21 protein-coding genes and 1 pseudogene are annotated in these 21,120 nt (G+C 65.3%); 10 read left to right on the top strand and 12 right to left on the bottom strand.

The features are described 5' to 3' along the window. Positions 1-169 precede the first annotated feature (169 nt). Positions 170-604: a hypothetical protein gene (locus QM693_RS35260; protein ID WP_283331700.1), complete on the bottom strand. Its 435-nt coding sequence runs from the start codon at positions 602-604 to the stop codon at positions 170-172. 781 nt (positions 605-1,385) lie between these two features. On the opposite strand from QM693_RS35260, the gene QM693_RS35255 reads away from it, so the two are divergent. Then, positions 1,386-1,592 (top strand): zinc-ribbon domain-containing protein, encoded by a 207-nt coding sequence (locus QM693_RS35255; RefSeq protein WP_283331702.1) that lies wholly within the window; start codon positions 1,386-1,388, stop codon positions 1,590-1,592. Positions 1,593-1,683: 91 nt separating this feature from the next. Further along, complete coding sequence (locus QM693_RS35250; protein WP_283331704.1) at positions 1,684-1,989, top strand: hypothetical protein; 306 nt, start codon at positions 1,684-1,686, stop codon at positions 1,987-1,989. A 233-nt stretch (positions 1,990-2,222) separates the two neighbouring features. Here QM693_RS35250 and QM693_RS35245 read toward each other — a convergent pair whose 3' ends face one another. Beyond that, positions 2,223-2,657, bottom strand: a complete 435-nt coding sequence (locus tag QM693_RS35245) for a periplasmic substrate-binding domain-containing protein (RefSeq protein WP_283331706.1) — start codon at positions 2,655-2,657, stop codon at positions 2,223-2,225. 182 nt (positions 2,658-2,839) lie between these two features. Between QM693_RS35245 and QM693_RS35240 the strand changes: the two genes are divergently transcribed. After that, complete coding sequence (locus QM693_RS35240) at positions 2,840-3,124, top strand: hypothetical protein (protein WP_283331707.1); 285 nt, start codon at positions 2,840-2,842, stop codon at positions 3,122-3,124. Between the two features lie 220 nt (positions 3,125-3,344). On the opposite strand, the gene QM693_RS35235 is transcribed toward QM693_RS35240, so the two are convergent. The 6 genes and pseudogenes from QM693_RS35235 to QM693_RS35210 all read right to left on the bottom strand — a co-directional run bounded on the left by QM693_RS35235 (position 3,345) and on the right by QM693_RS35210 (position 9,917). Next, positions 3,345-4,826, bottom strand: coding sequence for a sensor histidine kinase (locus QM693_RS35235; RefSeq protein WP_283331711.1), 1,482 nt, complete (start codon positions 4,824-4,826; stop codon positions 3,345-3,347). Positions 4,827-5,165: 339 nt separating this feature from the next. Further along, entirely contained in the window at positions 5,166-6,209 is a 1,044-nt protein-coding gene (locus QM693_RS35230) for an aminoacyl--tRNA ligase-related protein (protein WP_283354622.1), read from the bottom strand. 13 nt (positions 6,210-6,222) lie between these two features. Continuing rightward, a pseudogene (locus QM693_RS35225) lies at positions 6,223-6,504 on the bottom strand (DnaJ domain-containing protein); the annotation flags it as partial. An 83-nt stretch (positions 6,505-6,587) separates the two neighbouring features. After that, positions 6,588-7,259 carry a nucleotide exchange factor GrpE gene (gene grpE, locus QM693_RS35220; protein WP_283331715.1) on the bottom strand — a complete coding sequence of 224 codons (672 nt, stop codon included), beginning with the start codon at positions 7,257-7,259 and terminating at the stop codon, positions 6,588-6,590. Beyond that, on the bottom strand, positions 7,256-9,103 hold the full coding sequence (gene dnaK, locus QM693_RS35215; protein ID WP_283354621.1) for a molecular chaperone DnaK: 1,848 nt from the start codon (positions 9,101-9,103) through the stop codon (positions 7,256-7,258). Before dnaK ends, grpE begins: the two co-directional genes overlap by 4 nt. A 484-nt stretch (positions 9,104-9,587) precedes the next feature. Continuing rightward, entirely contained in the window at positions 9,588-9,917 is a 330-nt protein-coding gene (locus QM693_RS35210; protein ID WP_280782289.1) for a VOC family protein, read from the bottom strand. A 297-nt stretch (positions 9,918-10,214) separates the two neighbouring features. Between QM693_RS35210 and QM693_RS35205 the strand changes: the two genes are divergently transcribed. From QM693_RS35205 to QM693_RS35190, 4 genes are all read left to right on the top strand, one after another. After that, positions 10,215-10,505, top strand: a complete 291-nt coding sequence (locus QM693_RS35205) for a hypothetical protein (RefSeq protein ID WP_283331719.1) — start codon at positions 10,215-10,217, stop codon at positions 10,503-10,505. Between the two features lie 164 nt (positions 10,506-10,669). Then, positions 10,670-12,733, top strand: a complete 2,064-nt coding sequence (locus QM693_RS35200) for a transglycosylase domain-containing protein (RefSeq protein WP_280782291.1) — start codon at positions 10,670-10,672, stop codon at positions 12,731-12,733. A 334-nt stretch (positions 12,734-13,067) separates the two neighbouring features. After that, complete coding sequence (locus tag QM693_RS35195; protein WP_283354620.1) at positions 13,068-13,262, top strand: hypothetical protein; 195 nt, start codon at positions 13,068-13,070, stop codon at positions 13,260-13,262. Positions 13,263-13,469: 207 nt separating this feature from the next. Continuing rightward, positions 13,470-13,637, top strand: coding sequence for a hypothetical protein (locus QM693_RS35190; RefSeq protein WP_198602278.1), 168 nt, complete (start codon positions 13,470-13,472; stop codon positions 13,635-13,637). Positions 13,638-13,866: 229 nt separating this feature from the next. Here QM693_RS35190 and QM693_RS35185 read toward each other — a convergent pair whose 3' ends face one another. Then, positions 13,867-14,214 carry a hypothetical protein gene (locus QM693_RS35185; protein WP_283331721.1) on the bottom strand — a complete coding sequence of 116 codons (348 nt, stop codon included), beginning with the start codon at positions 14,212-14,214 and terminating at the stop codon, positions 13,867-13,869. Positions 14,215-14,558: 344 nt separating this feature from the next. Between QM693_RS35185 and QM693_RS35180 the strand changes: the two genes are divergently transcribed. Further along, entirely contained in the window at positions 14,559-14,762 is a 204-nt protein-coding gene (locus QM693_RS35180; protein ID WP_283354619.1) for a hypothetical protein, read from the top strand. Between the two features lie 65 nt (positions 14,763-14,827). Next, positions 14,828-15,094 carry a hypothetical protein gene (locus tag QM693_RS35175; protein WP_280782295.1) on the top strand — a complete coding sequence of 89 codons (267 nt, stop codon included), beginning with the start codon at positions 14,828-14,830 and terminating at the stop codon, positions 15,092-15,094. 281 nt (positions 15,095-15,375) lie between these two features. Here the strand turns inward: QM693_RS35175 and QM693_RS35170 are convergent, their stop codons facing one another. Continuing rightward, on the bottom strand, positions 15,376-17,442 hold the full coding sequence (locus QM693_RS35170; RefSeq protein ID WP_283354618.1) for an FUSC family protein: 2,067 nt from the start codon (positions 17,440-17,442) through the stop codon (positions 15,376-15,378). Between the two features lie 199 nt (positions 17,443-17,641). Between QM693_RS35170 and QM693_RS35165 the strand changes: the two genes are divergently transcribed. Continuing rightward, entirely contained in the window at positions 17,642-18,478 is an 837-nt protein-coding gene (locus QM693_RS35165; RefSeq protein WP_283354617.1) for a class I SAM-dependent methyltransferase, read from the top strand. 254 nt (positions 18,479-18,732) lie between these two features. On the opposite strand, the gene QM693_RS35160 is transcribed toward QM693_RS35165, so the two are convergent. Together QM693_RS35160 and QM693_RS35155 are read right to left on the bottom strand one after the other, a co-directional pair. After that, positions 18,733-19,899, bottom strand: a complete 1,167-nt coding sequence (locus QM693_RS35160) for an NADH:flavin oxidoreductase (RefSeq protein WP_283354616.1) — start codon at positions 19,897-19,899, stop codon at positions 18,733-18,735. Positions 19,900-20,025: 126 nt separating this feature from the next. After that, complete coding sequence (locus tag QM693_RS35155) at positions 20,026-20,751, bottom strand: IclR family transcriptional regulator (protein WP_283354615.1); 726 nt, start codon at positions 20,749-20,751, stop codon at positions 20,026-20,028. Between the last annotated feature and the right edge of the window lie 369 nt (positions 20,752-21,120).

Genomic DNA, 21,120 nt, shown 5'->3' with positions numbered 1-21,120 from the left:
TCTGGATGAGTCAACGAATCAGACTTCGCGGGCATCTTGACATGAGGCAACAGGGGCCCGCAACCGGCGGACACCGCCCGCCTGCATCGCGACGGCACGAGACCGACTATCCCGCCGTCGGGTGATTCCTGATCACCGGGCCGGATGGTCGGTCTGCGTGAACCCCTCCTCAGGGAACATTCCAGGTACCCGCGCCGGGCAGTGCGGTGAGGACACCCACACGGTCGGACAGGCCGTTGACGGTCAGGACGGCGACCACCGTTCCCGACCCCGTGAGCACGGGGCCCGTGAACCGCGACGGGCTCACCGCACCGGCTGCCCCGGTCGTCAGATTGCGCCAATGCACGGTGCAGACGCAGTATTCGGCAAATTCGGTGATACCCGGTGCCTCCGGGTCCGTACGCACCGTCACCTGTGAGTAGACGGGGCTGAGAAAACCGGTGGGCAAGTTGGTGATCCCGATGACCGGGACCGGTAGGACGGTGTCCGTGGGTGCCGCGGTCGCGACCGGTGCGACACCCAGGAACAGGACACCCAGTCCGACCAGAACAACAGCGATCGAACTTCTGCGTCTGGGTAGGACGTTCGAGGTACGGCGTTGCATCGTAGCTACCTCCTGTGGGGACCCATTCGGTTCGCTCGGACACGACTGGCGACGTGCCGCGGGGTCAATGATGGCGTCGTCGGGCCGTCGTCATTCGTTACGGAGGTGTGGAAAGGGCGGGAGCAGAGGGGCCATTGCCCAACTGCAAAGACAAATTGAACCAGTAGGCACGCAGCCGTAACGCAGAACACCCACTGAGCGATACGCGGTACATGGTCGGGAGGACCAGGAGTTCCAAATGAGGATGGCACGTGCCACAACAGTAGTCGGCGTTACAACTCTGTTGATGTTCCTAATCGCTGGTACAGCAAGCGCATCACCGCCGAGTCCCGACCCTGTGTGGTACTCATGGTTCCCGACCAGGGAAATGGGCGAAATGTTCAGTCATGTGGTGTGGATTCTCACCGGCTGGATGACCGGCTACGGGTATTTCTAAGATGGGCAACTTGCCTGACCTGCCGCTAGGCATCGACGTGACGTTCCCAATCATCAGTGGTGCCTATTCTATTTAGTTGATGCAAAACAACTTCGAGGTGTTGCACGACAACCACTCCATGCGAGTGTCGTTCGCATGGCACTCTGGCTAAAGCGACAACCGCATCCCTCAGGGTCGACAACTCTTTTCTCTCACGACCGGACGCCGAAATGGGAACCGAACCTGGCTACTGGCGGCCCTGCGCGTTCTCTTGACTGCGCATTCCTGGCGCGGTGGCCGTGCCGCACGAACGCGATCGGGTATTGCCGACCGATGACCGTCTATTAGGGATCGCTCTATGCTGGCATGGTGTTCTTTATATTCGGTTACGGCACCAAGCGGCAACACCGTGGCCCGGGGCAGAGCCGAACGTGCCCACGCTGCCACAACACCACACAGTGGGCACGGATGCGGGAATTCAAGCAGTTCACGTTGTTCTTCGTTCCGGTCGCACGCTGGAAGCGGCGGCAGTTAGAGGAATGTGGCATCTGCGGCACCGCCGTCGCAGTCTGAGCACGTTCAGTCCGGCGACGCGGCCACTGACTGAGCGTGCGTTGGTGTCTTTGCCCGGCTCGCCGACGACCTCCTCACCGAATTCTCCAGCATGCGACTACTGCCCCAACGCAGCCTCGTCTACATGCGCACCCTCGCCAGCGAACACCCCGACCCAATTGCGCAGCACCCTGCTGCCCTCGACCCGCCTACAGCGAACGCGACCCTCGACGATGCCCTCATCGGTCGGCTCGCCCACTTCCTCAGCGATTTCGGCGCTCCCTTTTCCTCTGTCGGACGCCAGCACGAGTTCTCCGTCGGCAACTCCGACTTCTACCTCGAGGTCGGTCGCGGTCGGTCTCTCGTGTCCTTCGCCGGCAGGTCGGCCGCGGTATATAGCGCCATCAGGATCCGTTGATCACCAGGTCCAAGAGCCAGACCAGCCAGGGTATGCCACCCTCAATTGGCAACTCCCACATCGTTCCCTCCCCAGTGTGTCGGTGCGGTACGACCGCCATTGTGCCCGAAACGGTGTCGGTGCACCGGCAAACCTGACCACCGACACTCCCATGACCACCGAGCTCCGAAGCGTGACGCCCGTCGACTGCAACTACCGGTCCCGGTCCATCACGATCAGTGATCGTGCCGTCGTCAGTTGACTGCGATGTCGTACGCCGAGGCGCTGACGACGTTGCGGGGAGGATCGAAGAGCGTGGTGACGTTGTGGACGCTGGATGTCGCGGCCACGCTGTTGCGGTCCGTGAACAGTGGCAACGCGACGGCGTTGTCGAGGATGAAGCGTGTCACCTGGTCGAACAGACCCCGTCGTGTGGCCTCGTCGGTCGCTTTGGTGGCCTGGACCAGCCACTGGTCGACCTGCGGGTCGGCGAGCTTGGACCCGGCGACGATCGATCCGATGGTGATGCCGTCGATCTGGCCGTACTTCAGGTCCGGTGTGGTGGAGCCGAAGGCACGGTTGAGTTGCAGGGACAGATCGAGTCCGCCGATCTGCCGAGGGAACGCCTCGTAGTCGTTACTGGCGAGCAGGTTGTACACCAGTGCGTTCTCGACGTATTCGAGTTCCACCTCGGCTCCGAGGTTCTGGCGGATCTCCGCCTGCCACGCCTCGAGAACGTCGTCGAGCGGGTAGGTGGGAATCGTGGCCAGGAGCTTGATCTTCAGGCGGGACCCGCCGGCATCGGCGCGGTCCAGCCGGCAGCGTCCAGCAGGGAGCCGGCCTCGTCGATGTCGGCGGGGTAGGTGTCGTCGTGTCGGGAATCGAAGTATTTGCTGTCCGGGGAGAGCAGGCTCCACACTCTGCCTTGCGTTGCCTTGGTGACATCCTCGATCAGGGCGGCTTTCTCGACAAGGACAAGACGTCTAACCGCTACCGGCTCGGCAGCGCTGGCTGCCTACGGTCAGATCTCGTACCGCCAGCACCGCATCTATCTATCCTGCGCGGGCCCACCGAACTCATGATCGACGCGCGCATTCCATTCTTCGTGGAACTCGCCCGCGTCACCGCCGACGAGATCGCCGCAGTTCTGCTCTGAGGCGACGTCGCTCAGAGCTGTTCGGACAAGAGTGCACCATTGCGTCCCGAAATCGCTGTGGTCGGAACGCGTCTGCGGCGGCGCCGATTACTCTAGGTTGAGCATATGCACCACCCGGTCCGTACGCGACCCGGCCTGCACGAAGACCATTCGCGCACGGCACGCTGCTGCAGCGACTGCCGTGTCGGAACTGTCGTGCCACGCCGATGCGGCAGCGGAGTCACAGGTCACCGGTCCCGCGGTCGATAAGCCCTTGTGGAGACGCCTTCGTTGCGGGGACCTCCCACTCGATCACCGTCCCCGGCCCCAGGTCGCGAAAGGCCGTGTGCCCGCCGAGCCGCTCGGCGCGACTCCGAATGTTCGTCAGTCCGTGTCCGTGCGCAGCACCCGCCGCGATTCCGGTGCCGTTGTCGCTCACGGTCAAGACGAGGCCATCCTCGTCGGCGGTGACCCGGACGCTGCATACGCTCGCCTGTGCGTGGCGGGCCACGTTGCTCAGGACCTCGCGCAGGGCCGCCTGCAGTTCCGGCCCGGCCTCCCCACCGGAATACCGGTCGACCGGTCCCTCCACACAGAAGTCGGGGGTGAAACCGAGCGCTGCGGCGCTGTTTTCGACGATCTCACTCACCGCGGCACTCAGGCTGCCCACGTCCCCGGACCGCACGGCCGCGGTGGACTGGGTGAGATCGAATATGACGGCACGTAACCCACGCACGATGCTGTCGGTCTCGTCGATCAGTGGGTCGAGTTCGGCAGACAAGCGTGGTTGCCGGAAGCCCAGGGAGGTCAGTGCGAGGCCCAGACCGAACACGCGTTGGAGGATCACATCGTGGAGATCCGCCGCCATCCGGCTCTGTTCGTCATCACGTGCGCTGGCCCGCTCCGCCGCCATGAGTTGTTCGTTCTTGGTCAACAGGCTGGTCCGCATCGTGTCGACCGTGCCCGCGATGATCGCCACCTCCCGGGGCCCGTCGGTGTCGATCTCCCGCACGTAGTCGCCGCCGGCCACCGCGCTGATGTCGGCGAGGAGATGATCGATCGGCCGTGTCAGCAGCCGCCGCGTCAAATACACCGCGGTCACGACCATGACCACGGCGAGAACGCACGCGACGACGGTCGTGATGTTCGCCAGGGCCTGCGCCGAGTGGACTCGTTCGACCTGCTCGGTGACCAGGATGTCGGTGCGGGCACTCAATGCCGCGATCCGTGCGCGCAGGTCGTCGAACAACTCCTTGCCCGTCCCGGTCGTCGCCTGGATCCGATCCGGTTCGCTCGCGGAGTCGCGGCGAGCGGAGATCTCCGGCTCCGCTGCCCGTATCCGCCACGTCTCGGCCGCCTCGACCGTCGTCTGCAGCGCTTCCTGCGCGGCCGCATCCTCGGCGAGCAGCGTGTCCAGGCGGGTGTGCAGTGCAGCCGCGTCACGCCGGCCCGCATCGTAGGGTTCGAGGAATTGCGGTTCACCTGTCAGGGCGTAGCCGCGTTGTCCCGTTTCCTGGTTCACATACGACGTGGTCAGCTCGGCCACCGCCCGCTGCGCGGGCAGCAGCTGCTCGGACAGGTCGTCTACGGCGGCTCGGACCGCCAATCTCCCGTACACCGCGAAGGCTGCAGACACCGCGAACAGCGTCACCAGGATGCCGATAGCCAGCCACAGCAGCGTCCGCAACGAGACCCTCACGGTATTCGCGCTCGAATCCGTCATCGCGTGCCTCTCGGACTCGCAGAACCAGCTGAGCGGCGCCGGTTCGCGCCGACACTCATCGATTCCACACCCGAGTCCACCCTAGGCCCACACCTCGTCGGCAGGCTGGAAACCGGGTCCATCAGCGCTCAGTCACCCGAAACAGACCGAATCCGACCTAGCCACGAGCGCTCCCGGCAGACAGTCGGTCGTTCCTCTCGACTCCGCGGCACGCGATCCGCGGGGTGACGCCCTGTTCACGCAGCCACGCCCGCGGTAGCCACCTGGTCTCCCACAACGCATCCGGCACCACCCAGAGGCACCTCATCTCCCACGCGTCACACAATGCACCAAGCCACTTCATCCACATGAGACTCGCTCGCAGAGGGCCCAATCGAGGGTTGCCCTGCGGTGGCGGTACGCGTCGTCCATCAACCCGAGAAGTTGCTCCTGACTGATTCGGGTTCGAACACCACTGGCGACGTCCGTGATCTGCACACTCTTCTGCGCGATTTCCGTGTGCCCGATGACTGCGATCAGATGGTCTCTGGTTTTCCGGGCTTTCCGAACACGCGCTCCCAGTGACCCGTCATGGTCGACTCGGCTGCGCAGCCCCCGCTGCCGTACTACATCCGCGAACGCGCGCGCCACAGCATCCTGCTCGGCAGTGACCGGCAGAACTGTGACCTGGACTGGAGCCAACCAGAACGGAAGGCGTCCCGAGTAGCGTTCGAGGAGCGCTGCGGTCACTCGCTCCATCGACCCGACAGTCCCTCGATGGATCATCACCGGTCGATGGTCTCCACCGTCGGCGCCGACATAGGTCAGGTCGAATCGCTCCGGCTGGTTGAAGTCGAGCTGCACGGTGGCGATGGTTTCCTCGTGGCCACGTCCGTCGTTGACTTGGAGATCGAGCTTGGGACCATAGAAAGCGGCCTCACCTGGGGCTTCGACCAGGTTCGGCCCATGCTCGTCGAGGACGGACGATCCGGCAGCACGAAGTTGCTCCTGAGCGTGCTCCCATTGCGCTTCGGTTCCGAGCCACGCGGCCGAATTGTCACGCATCGAGAGCCGGACGTAATCGACGGGTAGCCCCAAGATCTCCTGTGCGCGCAGCGCAGCTCGCAACCCCAGCTCGGCTTCATGCAGCACTTGGTCCGGGCGGCAGAAGACGTGCGTGTCGTCGAGGTTGATCTGTCGGACGCGATTCAAGCCGGACAGAACTCCGGAACGCTCGGCTCGGAACATGGAGGCGAGTTCGTTGAATCGAAGCGGCAGCTCACGATATGAGCGTCTGTCGGAGGCGTAGATCAAGGCGTGGTGAGGACAGTTCGCGGGCCGCAGCATGACCTCGTCATCCCCAATGCGCATGGCGGGGAACATGTCTTGGCTGAACTTGCTCAAATGCCCGGACCGCCGACCCGGCGCGTGGAGGAAAACCCGTCCCGGTGGACGCTCCGGATCGGAGCAGCCGGCGCACGCGGTCGTAATCCTTGCGTGTGGCGGGGTCCGAGAGCACCGCGTACGCCTCACTGACCGCCTTGAACCGATCCCCCACCTCGGTGTTGTGCGGGTTTGCGTCCGGATGCAGCTCCCGAGCCAATGTGCGGTACGCCTTCTTGATCTCCCCGGCCGACGCCGTCGAAGGGACACCCAGAGCGGCGTAGAAGTCGCGGTCGAGCCATTCCTGCTGCGACACTTGGCATCCTCCTTTCCTCTCCTGGCTGCGACGAGAGCGCCGTGCGCTCCGAGATCGGCGTTGTCAGGCTGGTGTGCGGTGTCTCAGGCACCGTCGACCGGGGCGGTGCCCGTGCCGTTCCCCGGCGAAGCGGGCCCCTCGACCACGGCGACCGTCGCGGTCCGCAGCACCTTGCGGTCACCGAAGGTGTAGCCGCGTCGCAGCACCCTGCCCACGACGGGATCGCCCCCGGCACCTTCGTGCTGGACCGCTTCGTGCAAGGTGGGATCGAAGCGGTCGCCCTCTTCACCGAATGCGGCCACTCCCAGGCCGGTCAGGATGGCATCGAGCTTGGCCGCGATCGCACGCAGGGGTTCGGTTTCGAGGTCGCCGTGCTCGCGGGCTCGATCGAGGTCGTCGAGGATCCCGAGAAACTTCGCCGCCACCGACGCCGTCGCGGCCTCGACTGCCGCGTGTCGGTCGCGTTCGATCCGGCGCCGGTAGTTGGTGTACTCGGCCTGCACCCGCTGCAGATCGGCGGTCAACTCCGCCACTCGATCAGGGTGTTCGCGCGCCGCCCGATCGGCCCGGTCACCGGGGTGCATCTCCGCGTCGGACGTGGTCGGCGGGGGTTCCCGTTGTGGGGTCGGGGTGACGGGCTGGCTCGGAGTGTGCTCGCGCACCCGGCCGGTGTCCGGATCGACGCGGCGTTTGTCGGTGATCGAGATCGGTTCCCGCGGCGGCTTGTTGCCGTTGCGGCGCTCGCTGCTGCTCATCGGTTGTCCTCCCGTCCGGGTTCGTCCACCACCTCAGCGTCGAAGACCTCCTCGTCCCCACCCCGGGAACCGTTCCCACCGCCGGTGGCGGCCGAGTCCTTCGCCTGCGCGTCGTAGATCGCCTGGCCCAAGGCTTGCGAGTCGGTGGACAGTTTCTCGATGGCCTCTTTGATCGCCGCGACGTCGCTGCCCTTCAACTTCTCCTGGGCATTCGTGATCGACGACTCGACCTTCTCCTTGACGTCGGCGGGCACCTTGTCCTCGTTGTCCTTGATGAACTTCTCGGTCTGGTACACCAGCGACTCGGCCTGGTTGCGGACCTCCGCTTCCTCCCTGCGTTGGGCGTCCTCGGCAGCGTGAGCCTCGGCGTCCTTGATCATCCGGTCGATCTCTTCCTTGGACAGTCCGGAACCCTCCTGGATCTTGATCGTGTTCTCCTTGCCCGTGCCCTTGTCCTTGGCGGTCACGTGCACGATGCCGTTGGCGTCGATGTCGAAGGTGACCTCGATCTGCGGCACCCCCCGCGGTGCCGGCGGAATCCCCGCCAGCTCGAACGAGCCGAGCAGCTTGTTGTGCGAGGCGATTTCGCGCTCACCCTGGAACACCTGGATCTGCACCGACGGCTGATTGTCGTCAGCCGTGGTGAAGGTCTCGGAACGCTTGGTCGGGATGGTGGTGTTGCGCTCGATGAGCTTGGTCATCACGCCACCCTTGGTCTCGATACCGAGGGACAGCGGGGTGACGTCGAGGAGCAGCACGTCCTTGACCTCACCCTTGAGAACACCGGCCTGCAGGGCGGCGCCGACGGCGACGACCTCGTCCGGATTGACACCCTTGTTCGGTTCCTTCCCGCCGGTCAGCTCGCGAACCAGATTCGTCACGGCCGGCATACGGGTGGAACCACCGACGAGCACGACTTGGTCGATGTCTTTGACGGAAATCTTCGCGTCCTTGATCACCGATTGGAACGGGGCGCGGGTGCGGTCGAGGAGATCGGACGTGATCTTCTCGAACTCGCTGCGGGACAACTGCTCGTCGAGGAACAGCGGGTTCTTGTCCGCGTCGACGGTGATGTAGGGCAGGTTGATCGACGTGCTCTGCGAGGAGGACAGTTCGATCTTGGCCTTCTCGGCAGCCTCGCGGAGACGCTGCAGCGCCATCTTGTCCTTGGTCAGATCGATGCCGTTCTGAGCCTTGAACTTCTCGGCCAGCCACTTCACGATCCGGTCGTCCCAGTCGTCACCACCGAGGTGGTTGTCACCGGACGTGGCCCGGACCTCGACGACGCCCTCGCCGATTTCGAGCAGCGAGACGTCGAACGTGCCGCCACCGAGGTCGAAGACCAGGATGGTCTGTTCCTTTTCGCCCTTGTCCAGGCCGTAGGCCAGCGCGGCCGCGGTGGGCTCGTTGACGATGCGCAGGACGTTGAGACCGGCGATCTGGCCGGCTTCCTTCGTGGCCTGACGCTGGGCGTCCTCGAAGTACGCGGGGACGGTGATCACGGCGTCCGTGATGTCCTCACCCAGGTACGCCTCGGCGTCGCGCTTCAGCTTCATGAGCGTGCGGGCACTGATCTCCTGAGCGTTGTACTTCTTGCCGTCGATCTCCACATGCCAGTCGGTGCCGATGTGGCGCTTGACGGAGCGGATGGTGCGATCGACGTTGGTGACGGCCTGGTTCTTCGCGGGCTGGCCGACCAGCACCTCACCGTTCTTCGCGAACGCCACCACCGACGGTGTCGTGCGCGCCCCCTCCGAGTTGGCGACCACCACCGGGTCGCCACCCTCCAGCACGCACACCACCGAGTTCGTGGTCCCCAAATCGATTCCCACCGCGCGAGCCATGACCGCCTCCAGCAGCACACCGGGTGGCGTGATCCTTCGGTCGATCTGCTCGTCGTCACACCCACCGAAATTGAGTGTTATCGACTCAATTTTCCCCCCGGTCCAAACCGAGGTCAAGGCGAAGAATTGAGCGTGGAACGCTCAACCTTTGCTGTGTTCGCCTGGTGGATTTCGTCATGATCGGTAGTGATGTGTCGGTGCGACGTCTGCACGGGTCATCGAATCGGTTTCCGGGCCACAGTCACCGCAGGCGGTTTCCGGGGTCACAGTCACGCGCAGGCGATGGCCAGGATCCGCCCAACTGCTCCGCCGCGTCGCCGAGGTGCGTAGGAGATAGTCCGCTCGCCGTCGAATGGCAAGGAACACAAGCAGTCCGAGTGTCCGGCTACCGGGCCGAGGTTACGCGTAGCCGTCCTGGACGAGTGCGCTGATTCGCCCCACCCTCCCGCGCGATTCACGTGGGAGGGCCCGGCCACGCCGACGTCTATCGGCCGCGCAGCCCGATCGGGTTGCCGTCAGCGTCGGCAAGCACGCAAATCCGTGTCTCGGGTGCAACCTGACGTGGAGCGTCGCGCTCGGTTGCGCCGGCGGCAAGCAGCGTGTCGCGGGTCGCGTCGAGATCCTCGACGTCGGCGAACGCAACCGGTCCGGCGGCCCCGTCACCTGGATTCAGCGCGACCTCGAAGCCGTCCACGTTGTATCCGACGTAGTAGGCCTCGTCGGTGTGAGGTGCGCCGAGCAGCGCGGAATAGACCGCCTTGGCGGCGTCCAGGTCGGATACGGGGATCACCAGGCTGCGGATTGTGGGGCTCATGTTCGTCTCCTTCGTTATGCGGCGGCCGCTCGTTCGGCGATGACGACCACGTTATGCGCGGCTCGGGGCCGGCGCTTCTCGATTTCTGACCGATCTGGAAGTGATGATTCGTCATCTTGTATCGACGCAACGGGGTTCCAGATCCGGACTCCGCGCGGTCCGTCATCTTCTGCCAGGGGTCTCCCCCTCGCTTTGGCTGTGGCCGACGGGCGGCGGATCGCCCACCGGTTCAGCGCCTTTGATGGTCTCTCCCCGGAACAGGGCAGGAAACACGCTATCGGTGTTACCTTGAGCCCTGTGTGTGGCGGTCGGCAATCCTCGCGGCGGCGCACGGCGCTGCTCACCGTGCTCGGGGTGATCGCCGTCGAGCGCATGGCCCTGCAGTTCGGCCACACCAACGCGGTGGACGATGCGCAGGAGACGCTCCCAGCTGACGTCGGAGCCGACGCGCTCGCGCCGCGCCGCGCCCCGGAGCGCGGCGCCGTCAACTGGCCGGTATCGCTGCCGGTCCGCGCCCGGGCACCGTCACCGACCTCGGCCGTGTCACCCATGCCCGCGCGGAACAGCACCTGTGTGCTCCGGGTGTGACAGGCAGGCACCGGCTGCCGTCCCAGCAGATCTGACGCCACTCCCCTCTCGTGACCGCCACGGGCTTGGGCGCCACATCCCTCACCGGACGTGCCGCGTGACCCGATAGTCGTTTCAGCATCGGTAGATTCGTTGCCGGTGCACCGTCGGAATGAGGTGCCGAAGTGCATTCCAAGATTGTTCTCAAACTCACCGGCGCCACCGTGGCCGCGGGGATAATGCTGGCCGGGGTGATGTTCCCGATCGCCGCCGGGCTCGGGTACGCGTCCAACCGTGCCGCCGACAGCGTCGGTAATTCCTCGGCCGAACTGGCCGACGGGGTGGTGCCGGCGGTGACGACCATGACCGACATCACCGGGAACCCGATCGCCTGGCTGTACGACCAGCGCCGATTCGAGGTCCCCAGCGACCAGATCTCCAACGAGATGAAACTGGCGATTCTCTCCATCGAGGACAGACGGTTCGGCGAACATCAAGGGGTGGACTGGCAGGGCACCATGCGGGCGTTCTTCACCAACACCACCAGCGGTCAGATCGAGCAGGGTGCCTCGACCATCAATCAGCAGTACGTGAAGAACTACCTACTGCACGTGGTCGCCAAGACCGACGCCGAGCGCCGTGCCGCGATCGAGACCACGCCGGTCCGCAAGATCCGGGAGATCCGGATGGCGATGACCCTCGACCAGGAACTCTCCAAAGAGGAAATTCTCACCCGGTACCTGAACCTGGTGCCGTTCGGCAACGGTTCCTTCGGGGTGCAAGACGCCGCCCGCACGTACTTCGGCATCGACGCCAAGGACCTGAACCTGGCGCAGTCGGCGATGCTCGCGGGCATGGTGCAGTCCAGCTCCGCACTCAACCCCTACACCAACCCGGAGGGGGTGTTCGAGCGCCGCAATGTCGTCCTGGACACCCTGGTCGTGAATGTTCCGGACCGGGCAGCCGAGATCCGCGCCCTGAAGGAAACGCCGCTCGGGGTGCTCCCGAAACCGAACAATCTGCCCCGAGGATGCATCGCCGCCGGCGACCGCGGGTTCTTCTGCGACTACGCGTTGCAGTACCTCCAGACCGCCGGGTTGTCCCGGGAGCAGCTCGAGAAGGGCGGCTACCTGATCCGCACCACCCTCGATCCGGCCGTGCAGGGATCAGTGAGGTCGGCGGTGTCCACCTACGCCGACCCGAAGCTCCCCGACATCGCGAGCGTGATGAACGTCGTGCAGCCCGGCCAGGACCAACACAGGGTCCTGGCGATGGCGGGCAGCCGCAACTACGGCCTGGACGCTGCCGCCGCCGAGACGGTGCAGGAGTTGCCCTATTCATTGTCCGGGCACGGCGCCGGATCGGTGTTCAAGATCTTCACCACCGCCGCGGCCATGGAAAAGGGGCTCCGGCTCAACGCGATCCTCGACGTGCCCGGCCGGTTCGACGCCCGCGGGATGGGCGACGGCGGCGCCCCCGGATGCCCGGCGGCGACCTACTGCGTGCAGAACGCCGCCCCCTATCCGCGGGCATTGGCGGTCACCGACGCCCTCGCCCAGTCCCCGAACACCGCGTTCGTGAAACTTCTCCAGGCCACCGGGGTGGATGCGACGGTCGACATGGCGGTGCGCCTCGGCATGCGGTCCTACACCGAACCGGGCACCTCCGGGTTCGGAGACCAGAGCCTGGCCGACATGCAGAAGGACCAGAATCTGGGGTCGTTCACCCTTGGCCCGGTGTGGATCAATCCGCTCGAACTGTCGAATGTCGCCGCGACCCTGGCCTCGCACGGCAAATGGTGCCCACCGACTCCGATCGACTCCATCGTCGACCGCGAGGGCCGGCCGGTACCCCTCACCCAGCAAGCCTGCGAGCAGGTCATCGATCCCGGCCTGGCCGACACCCTGTCCAACGCGCTCAGCAAAGACGACCTGCCCGGTGGCACGGCGTCGGCCGCGGCCGCGGCCGCCGGGTGGAAGCTGCCGATGTCCGGCAAGACCGGGACCACCGAATCGCACATGTCGTCGGCGTTCGTCGGGTACACCAACAACCTGGCCGGCAGCGTCTATGTGTTCGGGGACTCGCCGACCCCCGGCCAGATCTGCACCAGCCCACTGCGCTCGTGCGGGGACGGCAACCTCTTCGGTGGCACCGAGCCGGCCCGCACCTGGTTCACGGCGATGATGCCGATCGCGAACAACTTCGGCCCCACCACCCTGCCTCCGATCGACCAGCGCTACGCCCGCTGACCGGACGACGAGCGGGGCACCCGGAGCCACATCCGGCGATCTACTGCGATTATCGGCGACGAGCAACAGGTCGCCACTGACTGCCCAGAAAGGTGAACGCCTTCAACTGGACAGTAGCTCTCGGGTTGCTGCGATTGTTCTGCTGACGATTGGTCACGCCGGGGTCCGCAAGCAGGACGGCCTCCGCGAGCCATGGGAAGGTGAACGATGAGCAGCTGGCCCTATTGGTTCGAAATTGCGGTGATATGCGGGATCACCGCCGTAGGCACCATCGTGTGGGGGCATTGGGAGGAACACACCCCGAAATGCGGCGGATCGGAAAGATCGTCGTGTTGTGCGGCTGTCGGTCCTGGTTTCCGCCACTGCGGGGCGATTCTGGTTCTTCGTGCTGCTCGCCGTCCTGGCCGCGATCGTGCTGCTGATCCACGCCTGGTGGCTTCCGCGGAAAGGCATCAACGGTTGGACCGGCGAGCCCCGCGAGAGGTACTACGCCCTCCGCGGCTGGAAATGGCCGCCGGAGAGGCAATGAACTCAGTGGTGATAACCGGCGATTCCCGCGCTCTGGACGTTCGGAGGAGAATCAAGGCATGAGCACACAGGACGATGCCGCGATCGCGGAGGCACGCAAAACCGGCGTCGTCGTCGGGCTCGAGATCCGGCGCTGACGCCAGATCAGATCGAGAATCAGCGTCGGCCCGAGTCACGCAAACGCACAGTGCAGAGGTGGTGATCGGGTGTGATCCATCAGGAGATCCGGGAGTGGGTCGCCGAGTTGATGCAACTCGACATTGCGACGGCTAGCCCCGGAGAGTTGGCCAGGCTCGACGCCATGACGGCGCTGGCCGAAGGGCAGTATGTGCAGCAGCTGTTGAACCTCCACGAATTCAGGCCGCTGGTGGGCTGAACCGGGTTGAGACGTGGTGCGCACTACGCCAGCGAACTACGGGCCCGCCCGCCGCAAAGCAGTCAGCCCTCCCCCATCCCGGCAGCTACCACCACACGTGGCGTGAAAGGCCAGAGCGGCCGGCGCGCCCTGATGATGCGCGAAACTTCCCTACGCCCCACCTGGGCCCGTCGGCTCACCGATCGATTGTGCTGACCGCGCACCACCGTAACGACGAACAAGGCTCACGTCATGTCGGCAGACCCGCGTCCTGCTGACGGCGTCGATGAAACCGCTCGCGCTGCTCATCGAGCAAGATCACACCACGACGCTGCACGCGGTGATGTTCCCGGGCAATCAGCAGTCGCACCGACGCGGTCCGCCGCTCCAACTCAGCCGCACGCCGGGCCGCGTTCCCATCGTTGAGCAGGTATGCCGCGGCACGGTCGCAGTCGATCAGAATCTGCTCGTAGGCGAGCCGTACCGGCTCCCGTTCGTCGAGCCGAGACACCGCCACGTCTTCGAACAGTTGCAGCGGAAGCCGCGCCAGTCGGTAGTTCACACGTAGAAGGGCCAAGGACAGGGAGCCGAGTGTCACACGCGGCATCGTAAGCTCGGCGAAAGCATTTGCGGATAGGGTCTTAAGTCCCATTGTCTCGCAACGTCGGCGATTCACGTCGGTGTTCGATCCGCCGAGCGGATTACAGCACCCGGCGGGTTACCGCGAATCGCACCGGACGCTGCCGGGGATTCCCGAACATGGACGGTTGCCTAGTGGCGCTCCCGACAGGAATGCGGTACAAACGAGCCCTGCAACTCAATTGTGATCCAAATCACTCTTAATCGTTACCGGAGGAGACAGACAAACCACCCAGGCGGCCCTGCCGATCGGACTCGATATCACCACCGCCTGCGTCTATCCCTTTGCGAAAGGAGCTTGGAATGCATCCCTCGCTACCCATGAAGCAGCACATTCCCGGCGGTGCAGAACGCCTCTCACAGCCAGTCATCGGTGTCGGTGCCGCACTATCCGTCGCCATGCCCGCCTGGATGGTCACCAGCTCACTGTGCGCCACCGCGGCGATCGTCGCCGCGACCTTCGCCGGCCTCATCGCGGCAGCTGTGATGCTCCGGCCTTCGCCATGACGCACGCACACCAACGTCGACGCATGCCGTCGGCATCCCAGGAATCGTAAAGGCACGGTGCACATATGCCCTGGACTGTTGTGGTCATCGCCGTCACGTTGATCGTGGTGGTCGCCTCTCTCGGCGCAGCGCTCGCTGCGGATGCGATGTCGCACCGTCACGTACGTGAACCCGAACCGTCACGTGTCGGTGGCGGAGGCGCTGCCCCCGCGCCGACCACCCGGATCCGCGATCCCCGCTGGCGCCGGACCGCTGTGCAGGCCTGGACAATCTGTGGCGCCGCCTCGGCGATCGCGATTGCAATCATCGGAGTGCTGACGTCCGCTGGGTGAACGAATGCCCTCATCGATACCGGCTGCCGGAGAACCCGAACTCGACCAGCACCGCGGGATTGGTGACCGCGACACGCAACGCCCGGTCGATCGACTGCGGGTCGGTGATGTCAACCTCGTCCACACATGTGCGCCTGAGGATTTGGCCGAGTTATGGGTAATCGAGCTCCCCGCCTCCTCGCGAAGGCCGCCCACCGTTGCGGGTCAGCGCCGGGGACTTCGGCAGGCTTCCCGCTTCGACTGGCTCGCTTTGTGCTTCGCTCGGGAGTACATACGAGCCATCAGACATGCGTCAATGCCTCCCCCATCGTGCGGTTGAGGGTGCTGAGCGAGCGGACGGCACTGCGAACCGGCCCCGGCGTGGTGGTCGACTGCAGCATGACGTCGGGTGCCGAGGTTTCGGTGAGTTTCTCTGGAGGCTCTACGTGCTCGCCGGCGAGTGCGCGTTTGACGTCGGCGATGGTTGCCTTGGTGACGTCGGATGCTTGGCGCAATGCCTTCGTGGTCTCCTGCGACGGTTCGCTGTCTGGTTCGCCGCGGGCGGCGCTTACCCCTGCTCGGGCGAGTGCATGAGACGACCGATTGCTGGCCGTCATGATCCGCAACAACCGTTTTGCGCCCCGGCGGGTCCGCGTCGTCGGTCCCATTTCCAAGGGTTTGCCCGCCGTGACAAGGTCCTTCAGCGCGTTGTCCAGCTTCCGGATGTCGGCGACGAGGTCAGTCTCGTGGCCTGGTTGGACGACGGCTCCGATAGCGGTGTCGATGATGGCAGTCATCTGATCGAGGTAGTCGTCGATCTTCGAGGTCAGCGTCGATCTCGTTCCGGTGGAGAAGATGAAGTACGCCGCCGCTATTCCGACGATGCCGCCGGCCGCCGTTTCGTAGATGCGCAGTTCGAGTACCTCGATGCTGAATGTGCCGAGCAGTCCGTAGAGCATCGCAAGCATGACGGTGACGAAGAAGGAGAGCAATGCGTAGGCGACCGTCACGAGGTAGAACGCGAAGAATACGCAGACGACGAGCAGGAGCAGCTGCAATGGCTGGTTGTTTCCGACCAACGCGGACAGCAATACTCCTGCAAGAACTCCCGCGATGGTGCCGACGACGCGGTGGCCTGCGCGCGAGAGAATCTCACCGCGGGTAGATGCTCCGGTGAAAACGAGGAAGGCCGTCAGGACCGCCCAGTACCAGCGGTCGGGCGAGATGAGCTCACCGAGGATCGTTGCAGCGCTGGTCGCGACGGCTACCTGGATCGCAGCTTTGGTGCTCGGATTCCATCCGGTGTCCGTTTCTTCGTCCTCATCCGGCTTCTTCCTCGGCTCGGATTCTGTTCGCAGGGCATTGTTGGTGATGTGATGGATCGCGATGTGTGCCTGCACTGCTCGCATCGCGACGGCGGTCGCGATACCCGCCGGAGTCGATGGATCGGACTTGTCTGCGGCCGCGGCGGCGAGGCGTCGGGCAGCGCGGAGTTGGTCGTCCGACGGATTGTTCTGCAGGCACGATCCCAGTGCCGTGGTCGCCTGCCCCAGCGAATTCGGCCACGACTTGTTCGGGTCGAGCGCCCACAGCGCGCTGACGAGTTGTTCGGTAGCGATTTGCGCATCGAAGATACGAACGGACAGATCATCATTCGTGACGCTCAGGATCTGAGCTGCATCGTTGCGGTCGAGCCAGTCGTCGATCATCAGCGCGGTGCTTCCGAGCCGATCGAGTTTCTTGCGGAGTAGATCGAGATTCCGATCACCCCTGTTCGACGCCACCTCCAGCACGTCGATCGACGCGGCCCGCAGCGCCCGAACCAACCGTTTGAGTTCGAGCCCCGGCCGATCCGGCAGGATCACTGTTCGGACGAGGAGCGAGATACCGACGCCCGCGACGATGGACACGGCGAGGATGGGAATCTGCCCAGGCTCGGCCCGAAGGAAGAGCGCGAAGAAGTAGCAGATGAACGCGACCATCCCGAGAGCCGTCCCTCGCGGGCCGTAGCGCCGCACCCAGACGGCCGCGAAGAGCACCGCGATGAAACCCACATCGGCGACCTTCCCGAACTGTGACAGCGCCGCGGACATCGACACCGCTGCGATTGCCGGGAACACGAGCAGCAGTGTCGTGATCACCCTGCTGTGCTGATCCCTGTCCTTGACCGCCGCCGAGGACTGCATCGCGACAACCGTCCCGAGAAGCGCGACGGTGAGTGGCTGGCCGATCACGTCGGAACCCGGTAGTAGCACCACCATCGCGAGCACGACGGTGATCGTCGTGGCGGTTGCGGCACGGAGCCGCAGCCTGCCGGGATCGGAGACCGCGAGAAAACGGACTGTCTCCTGTACGAACCGAAAAGGCATTCACCGATTGTGCGCCCTGGGTTCATCCCCGATCGTGAGAGGCGTGCGAGTTCGTTGATGGCGGAGCCGAGACAGCACCTACACCACGCACCGGTCCCTGCCCGCCGACGTCCGGCCGGCGCCCGTCTTGCGATTGCCTAGCTTGCCGATACGGCAAGAACTCTCGCCGAAACCGTCGGTGCTATTGCACTGTGATGGTATGGAAGATGCGGGCGAGGTCACCGAGGTCAAGACGACATCACGTGAGGCGGACGAATGGGATGCGCGCTACAGCGAGCAGGATCGCGTGTGGAGCGGCGAACCCAACGGTGCACTTGTCGACGAGATGACCGGCGCACCGCCGGGACGCGCCCTGGACGTCGGTTGCGGTGAAGGCGCCGACGCGCTCTGGCTCGCCCGGCAGGGATGGGCCGTGACCGCGCTGGACGTTTCGCGCATCGCCCTCGACCGGGCCGGGGCCCACGCCGACCGGGAAGACGTGGACATCACCTGGGTGCTGAGCGGACTGCTCGATGCCGACGTGCCCGCGGGTGGTTTCGACCTGGTCTCAGCCCAGTACCCCGCCTTGCGCAGTACCGCCCATCGTGCCGCCGAACGTGCGCTGGTCTCCGCGGTCGCACCGGGTGGCATCTTGCTGGTCGTCCACCACGACATCCGCGACGCGGAGGCGGCGCGGGAGCACGGCTTCGATCCCGGTGATTGGGTCACACCCGGTGACGTGGCGGCGCTACTCGACGACAGCTGGCACATCGACGTGAACGAGGTGCGGGAGCGTTCGATCAGTGGCGGCGCGGGTGCACACCACACCCACGACGTGGTTCTGCGCGCGCACAGGCTGCCCCACCGCAGCCCCTCCATCGGGCATCCGACTGCCGGTGGTTCTCCCGGCGCACACACAGGATCACCCAGAAAAACCGCGACGGGCACAGCTGCGCCCGCTTCACCACCGCCTGGTCACTCACACGATCGCACCCGCTACTGGGACCACCAACAGGGGCGGTGGGTCAAGCATCACGACAACCGGCCCCGAGACTAGCGGCCATCATCACCGGACTGGACAAGACGCCAACCCCGGCCCCGCCCACCGGATCCCCATCCGTCTCGGCGACGACGACTACACCCGCGCCCACACTGTCGGCCAGAACCTCGAAATCTCCGGTCCACGAACGCATCACCGGTTCCCTCGACACCGAACAACCCGAATGGCTGCAGGTTCAGTCGGGGGGTGCGGCTCGATGGGCACGAGTACAGCCGTGGACACTCAGATCGATCTTGACCTAGAAATCCACGTCAGTACAGCTGTCCCTCGTGTCGTTCGCGGTCGAAGGTCGGGATGGGCCCACCGCGGCGCAGCGTGCGAGCCAGGGCCGGATCGGCCAGGTGCAGTCGCCCGATCGCGACCAGATCGAACTCGTTGCTTTTCAACCGCCGGAATACGCCATCGAGGTCGGCGGGTTCGGGCGTGCCCGTGTCGCGCAGTGACTTGCTCAGGCCGACGCTGCCCACGGCCATGCTCACGGCTCCGGTCAGCTTCTTCGCCCACCCAGCCAGTGTGAGATCACTCCCCTCGAACGCTGGGATGTCGAAACGGCGAATGCTGGCGTCCAGCACGTCCACTCCCGCGTCGATCAACGCGTTCAGTACGACGGACAGCTCGGCGGGGGTGTTCGCGATCCGGGCGCCATAGTCCTGCTGCTTGTGCTGCGAGAACCGGAAGAAGATCGGCAGCTCCGGACCGATTTCCCGCCGGATCGCCCGAATCACCTCCACCGGGAACCGGGTGCGCCGCTGCAGGTCGCCGCCCCACTGATCGGTGCGTTGGTTCGTCGACTCCCACAGAAACGAATCCAACAGATAGCCGTGTGCGGCGTGGATGGCGATCCCGTCGAATCCGACCCCGACCGCGTTGCGGGCCGAGCGCACGTACGCGGCGATGACATCCTCGAGGTCCTGCTCGGTCATCGCCGCGGTCGGAGCGCTCGCACGGGCGATGTAGTCGTCCGGGTAGACGGTGCGCCCCGCCCGGCCCCACACTCCGGACGGGCGCATCGACGTCAGGCTCGGATCCACGTCGCTCATCGCGCCCCAGAGTGGTCCGACGTGCCAGAGCTGCGGGATGATCCGGCCGCCCGCTTCGTGAACTTCGTCGACCACGCCGCGCCAGCCCACAAGTGCCGCTTCGCCGTGCAGGCGTGGCACTTTCGGACTGTCGACGGCGGTCGGGTGGTCGATCGCCACGCCTTCGGTGATCACCAGACCGCTGCCGCCCTCGGCGCGCCGCCGGTAGTAGGCGGCCACGTCCGCACCGGGGACCCCACCGGGTGAGTGCTCCCTCGTCATGGGGGACATGACGATGCGGTTCGGCAGGGCAAGGGAGCGGACATGCAGCGGCTCGAACAGCGCGATCACTGCTCCTTCGGGATCGACTCGACGCGAATCGGTGAGGTCGGATGTCATGAGAACACGGTGCCAACGGGGTCAATCCGCGAGCAAGCCGGCAGTCCGGTGAGCGGATCTCGGCCAGGTGGAGATCCCGAAAGCTGGGCGGCGTCGAATAGTCTTGGCCTTGCCCAGCGGGCACTGTCAGGCAGGTCTTCGGGTCACTGACGCGAAGTCGAGGTACTGTGCGATGGCTGCAGCCGCCATACGCACAGGTGCGGCATGCCGATGGTCGAACTTCACTTGGCTCGTCGGTCCGCTGACCGAGAGCCCTGCTTGCGCTCCGCCCAGGGAACCGATTCGCACTCCGATGCAACTGAATCCTGCCGCGCAGGTTCCGAACGCAATTCCCAGACGTCGGAGTCTGTCGGTCTCGGAGCGGAGGTCGGCGGAGGCATCATCGGACTGTGGGGCGGTTGCGAGCAAGATCTTCCCGATTGTCGACGACCGTGCGGGTATGCGGTCTCCGACCCGCGTCAGGAGGTTGGGGGCCGTCTGGCCGCCGACCTTCTCGAGATAGACCACGTCGGTGCCGTCGAGGATACCGAGATGAACGACGTGACCGGTAACAAGATGCAGCTCGCGGAGCACCGGGGCCACCACCCGGTCGAACTTGTTCTGGTGCAGCGACAGCGCTCCGAACTCGACGAGTGTGTCCCCGAGCTCGAACTCGCTGCCCCGGCGACGGAGCCAGCCCAGTCGCACCAAATGCTCGAGCATCCGACGAGTGCTCGTCCGTGGTATCCCCGTTCGGCGAGACAGGTCGGTGAGGCTCAGAGCCGGCGTGCTGCGAAAGCAGTCCAGCACCAGGGACAGCCGATCGAGGGTGGACGCGGGCGGGACGTTCTCCGTGCGTTCTCCGTGCAACATCGGCTTCTCCCTTCCCTGGCGGCAGTCGCGACCTGGAGCGCCGCCGGCCGTCCGAGACGGACAGGCACTCCCAGCACAGCTTCGGAACCGGCGCATCACCAGAGCCCCTTCCGGTGAGCGGGAACTGCCTCGTGTTCGCCCGCTGCAGGTCGAGGCCCCGTCGAACTCGAGTCGGGGCAGGCAACACGTGACGACACGCGAGGTCACCGCGATCGACCAGCGTGTCGTCCGCTGAGCGGATGCGGAAGTGGTGCACCGCCGTCTGGCGCTGACAGGGTGGCCAGGAACCCGTGGCCGAGGTCACAACGCGGACACCTCATGGCGCCAAGTTCTGCGCATTCGGTCCGGACGCCAGGCGGGGCGCGGCCG

It is taken from the genome of Rhodococcus sp. IEGM 1305, assembly GCF_030058635.1.
GTDB lineage: Bacteria > Actinomycetota > Actinomycetes > Mycobacteriales > Mycobacteriaceae > Rhodococcus_F > Rhodococcus_F opacus_D.
The sequence above is the reverse complement of the archived record's forward strand: the minus strand, read 5'-3'. Positions and strand labels throughout refer to the sequence as shown.

Coding starts and splice junctions, on each gene's coding strand:
- QM693_RS35260 (WP_283331700.1), bottom strand. CDS start 604: ATGCAACGCCGTACCTCGAACGTCCTACCCAGACGCAGAAGTTCGATC.
- QM693_RS35255 (WP_283331702.1), top strand. CDS start 1,386: ATGGTGTTCTTTATATTCGGTTACGGCACCAAGCGGCAACACCGTGGC.
- QM693_RS35250 (WP_283331704.1), top strand. CDS start 1,684: ATGCGACTACTGCCCCAACGCAGCCTCGTCTACATGCGCACCCTCGCC.
- QM693_RS35235 (WP_283331711.1), bottom strand. CDS start 4,826: ATGACGGATTCGAGCGCGAATACCGTGAGGGTCTCGTTGCGGACGCTG.
- grpE (WP_283331715.1), bottom strand. CDS start 7,259: ATGAGCAGCAGCGAGCGCCGCAACGGCAACAAGCCGCCGCGGGAACCG.
- dnaK (WP_283354621.1), bottom strand. CDS start 9,103: ATGGCTCGCGCGGTGGGAATCGATTTGGGGACCACGAACTCGGTGGTG.
- QM693_RS35210 (WP_280782289.1), bottom strand. CDS start 9,917: ATGAGCCCCACAATCCGCAGCCTGGTGATCCCCGTATCCGACCTGGAC.
- QM693_RS35180 (WP_283354619.1), top strand. CDS start 14,559: ATGCATCCCTCGCTACCCATGAAGCAGCACATTCCCGGCGGTGCAGAA.
- QM693_RS35175 (WP_280782295.1), top strand. CDS start 14,828: ATGCCCTGGACTGTTGTGGTCATCGCCGTCACGTTGATCGTGGTGGTC.
- QM693_RS35170 (WP_283354618.1), bottom strand. CDS start 17,442: ATGCCTTTTCGGTTCGTACAGGAGACAGTCCGTTTTCTCGCGGTCTCC.
- QM693_RS35165 (WP_283354617.1), top strand. CDS start 17,642: ATGGAAGATGCGGGCGAGGTCACCGAGGTCAAGACGACATCACGTGAG.
- QM693_RS35160 (WP_283354616.1), bottom strand. CDS start 19,899: ATGACATCCGACCTCACCGATTCGCGTCGAGTCGATCCCGAAGGAGCA.
- QM693_RS35155 (WP_283354615.1), bottom strand. CDS start 20,751: ATGTTGCACGGAGAACGCACGGAGAACGTCCCGCCCGCGTCCACCCTC.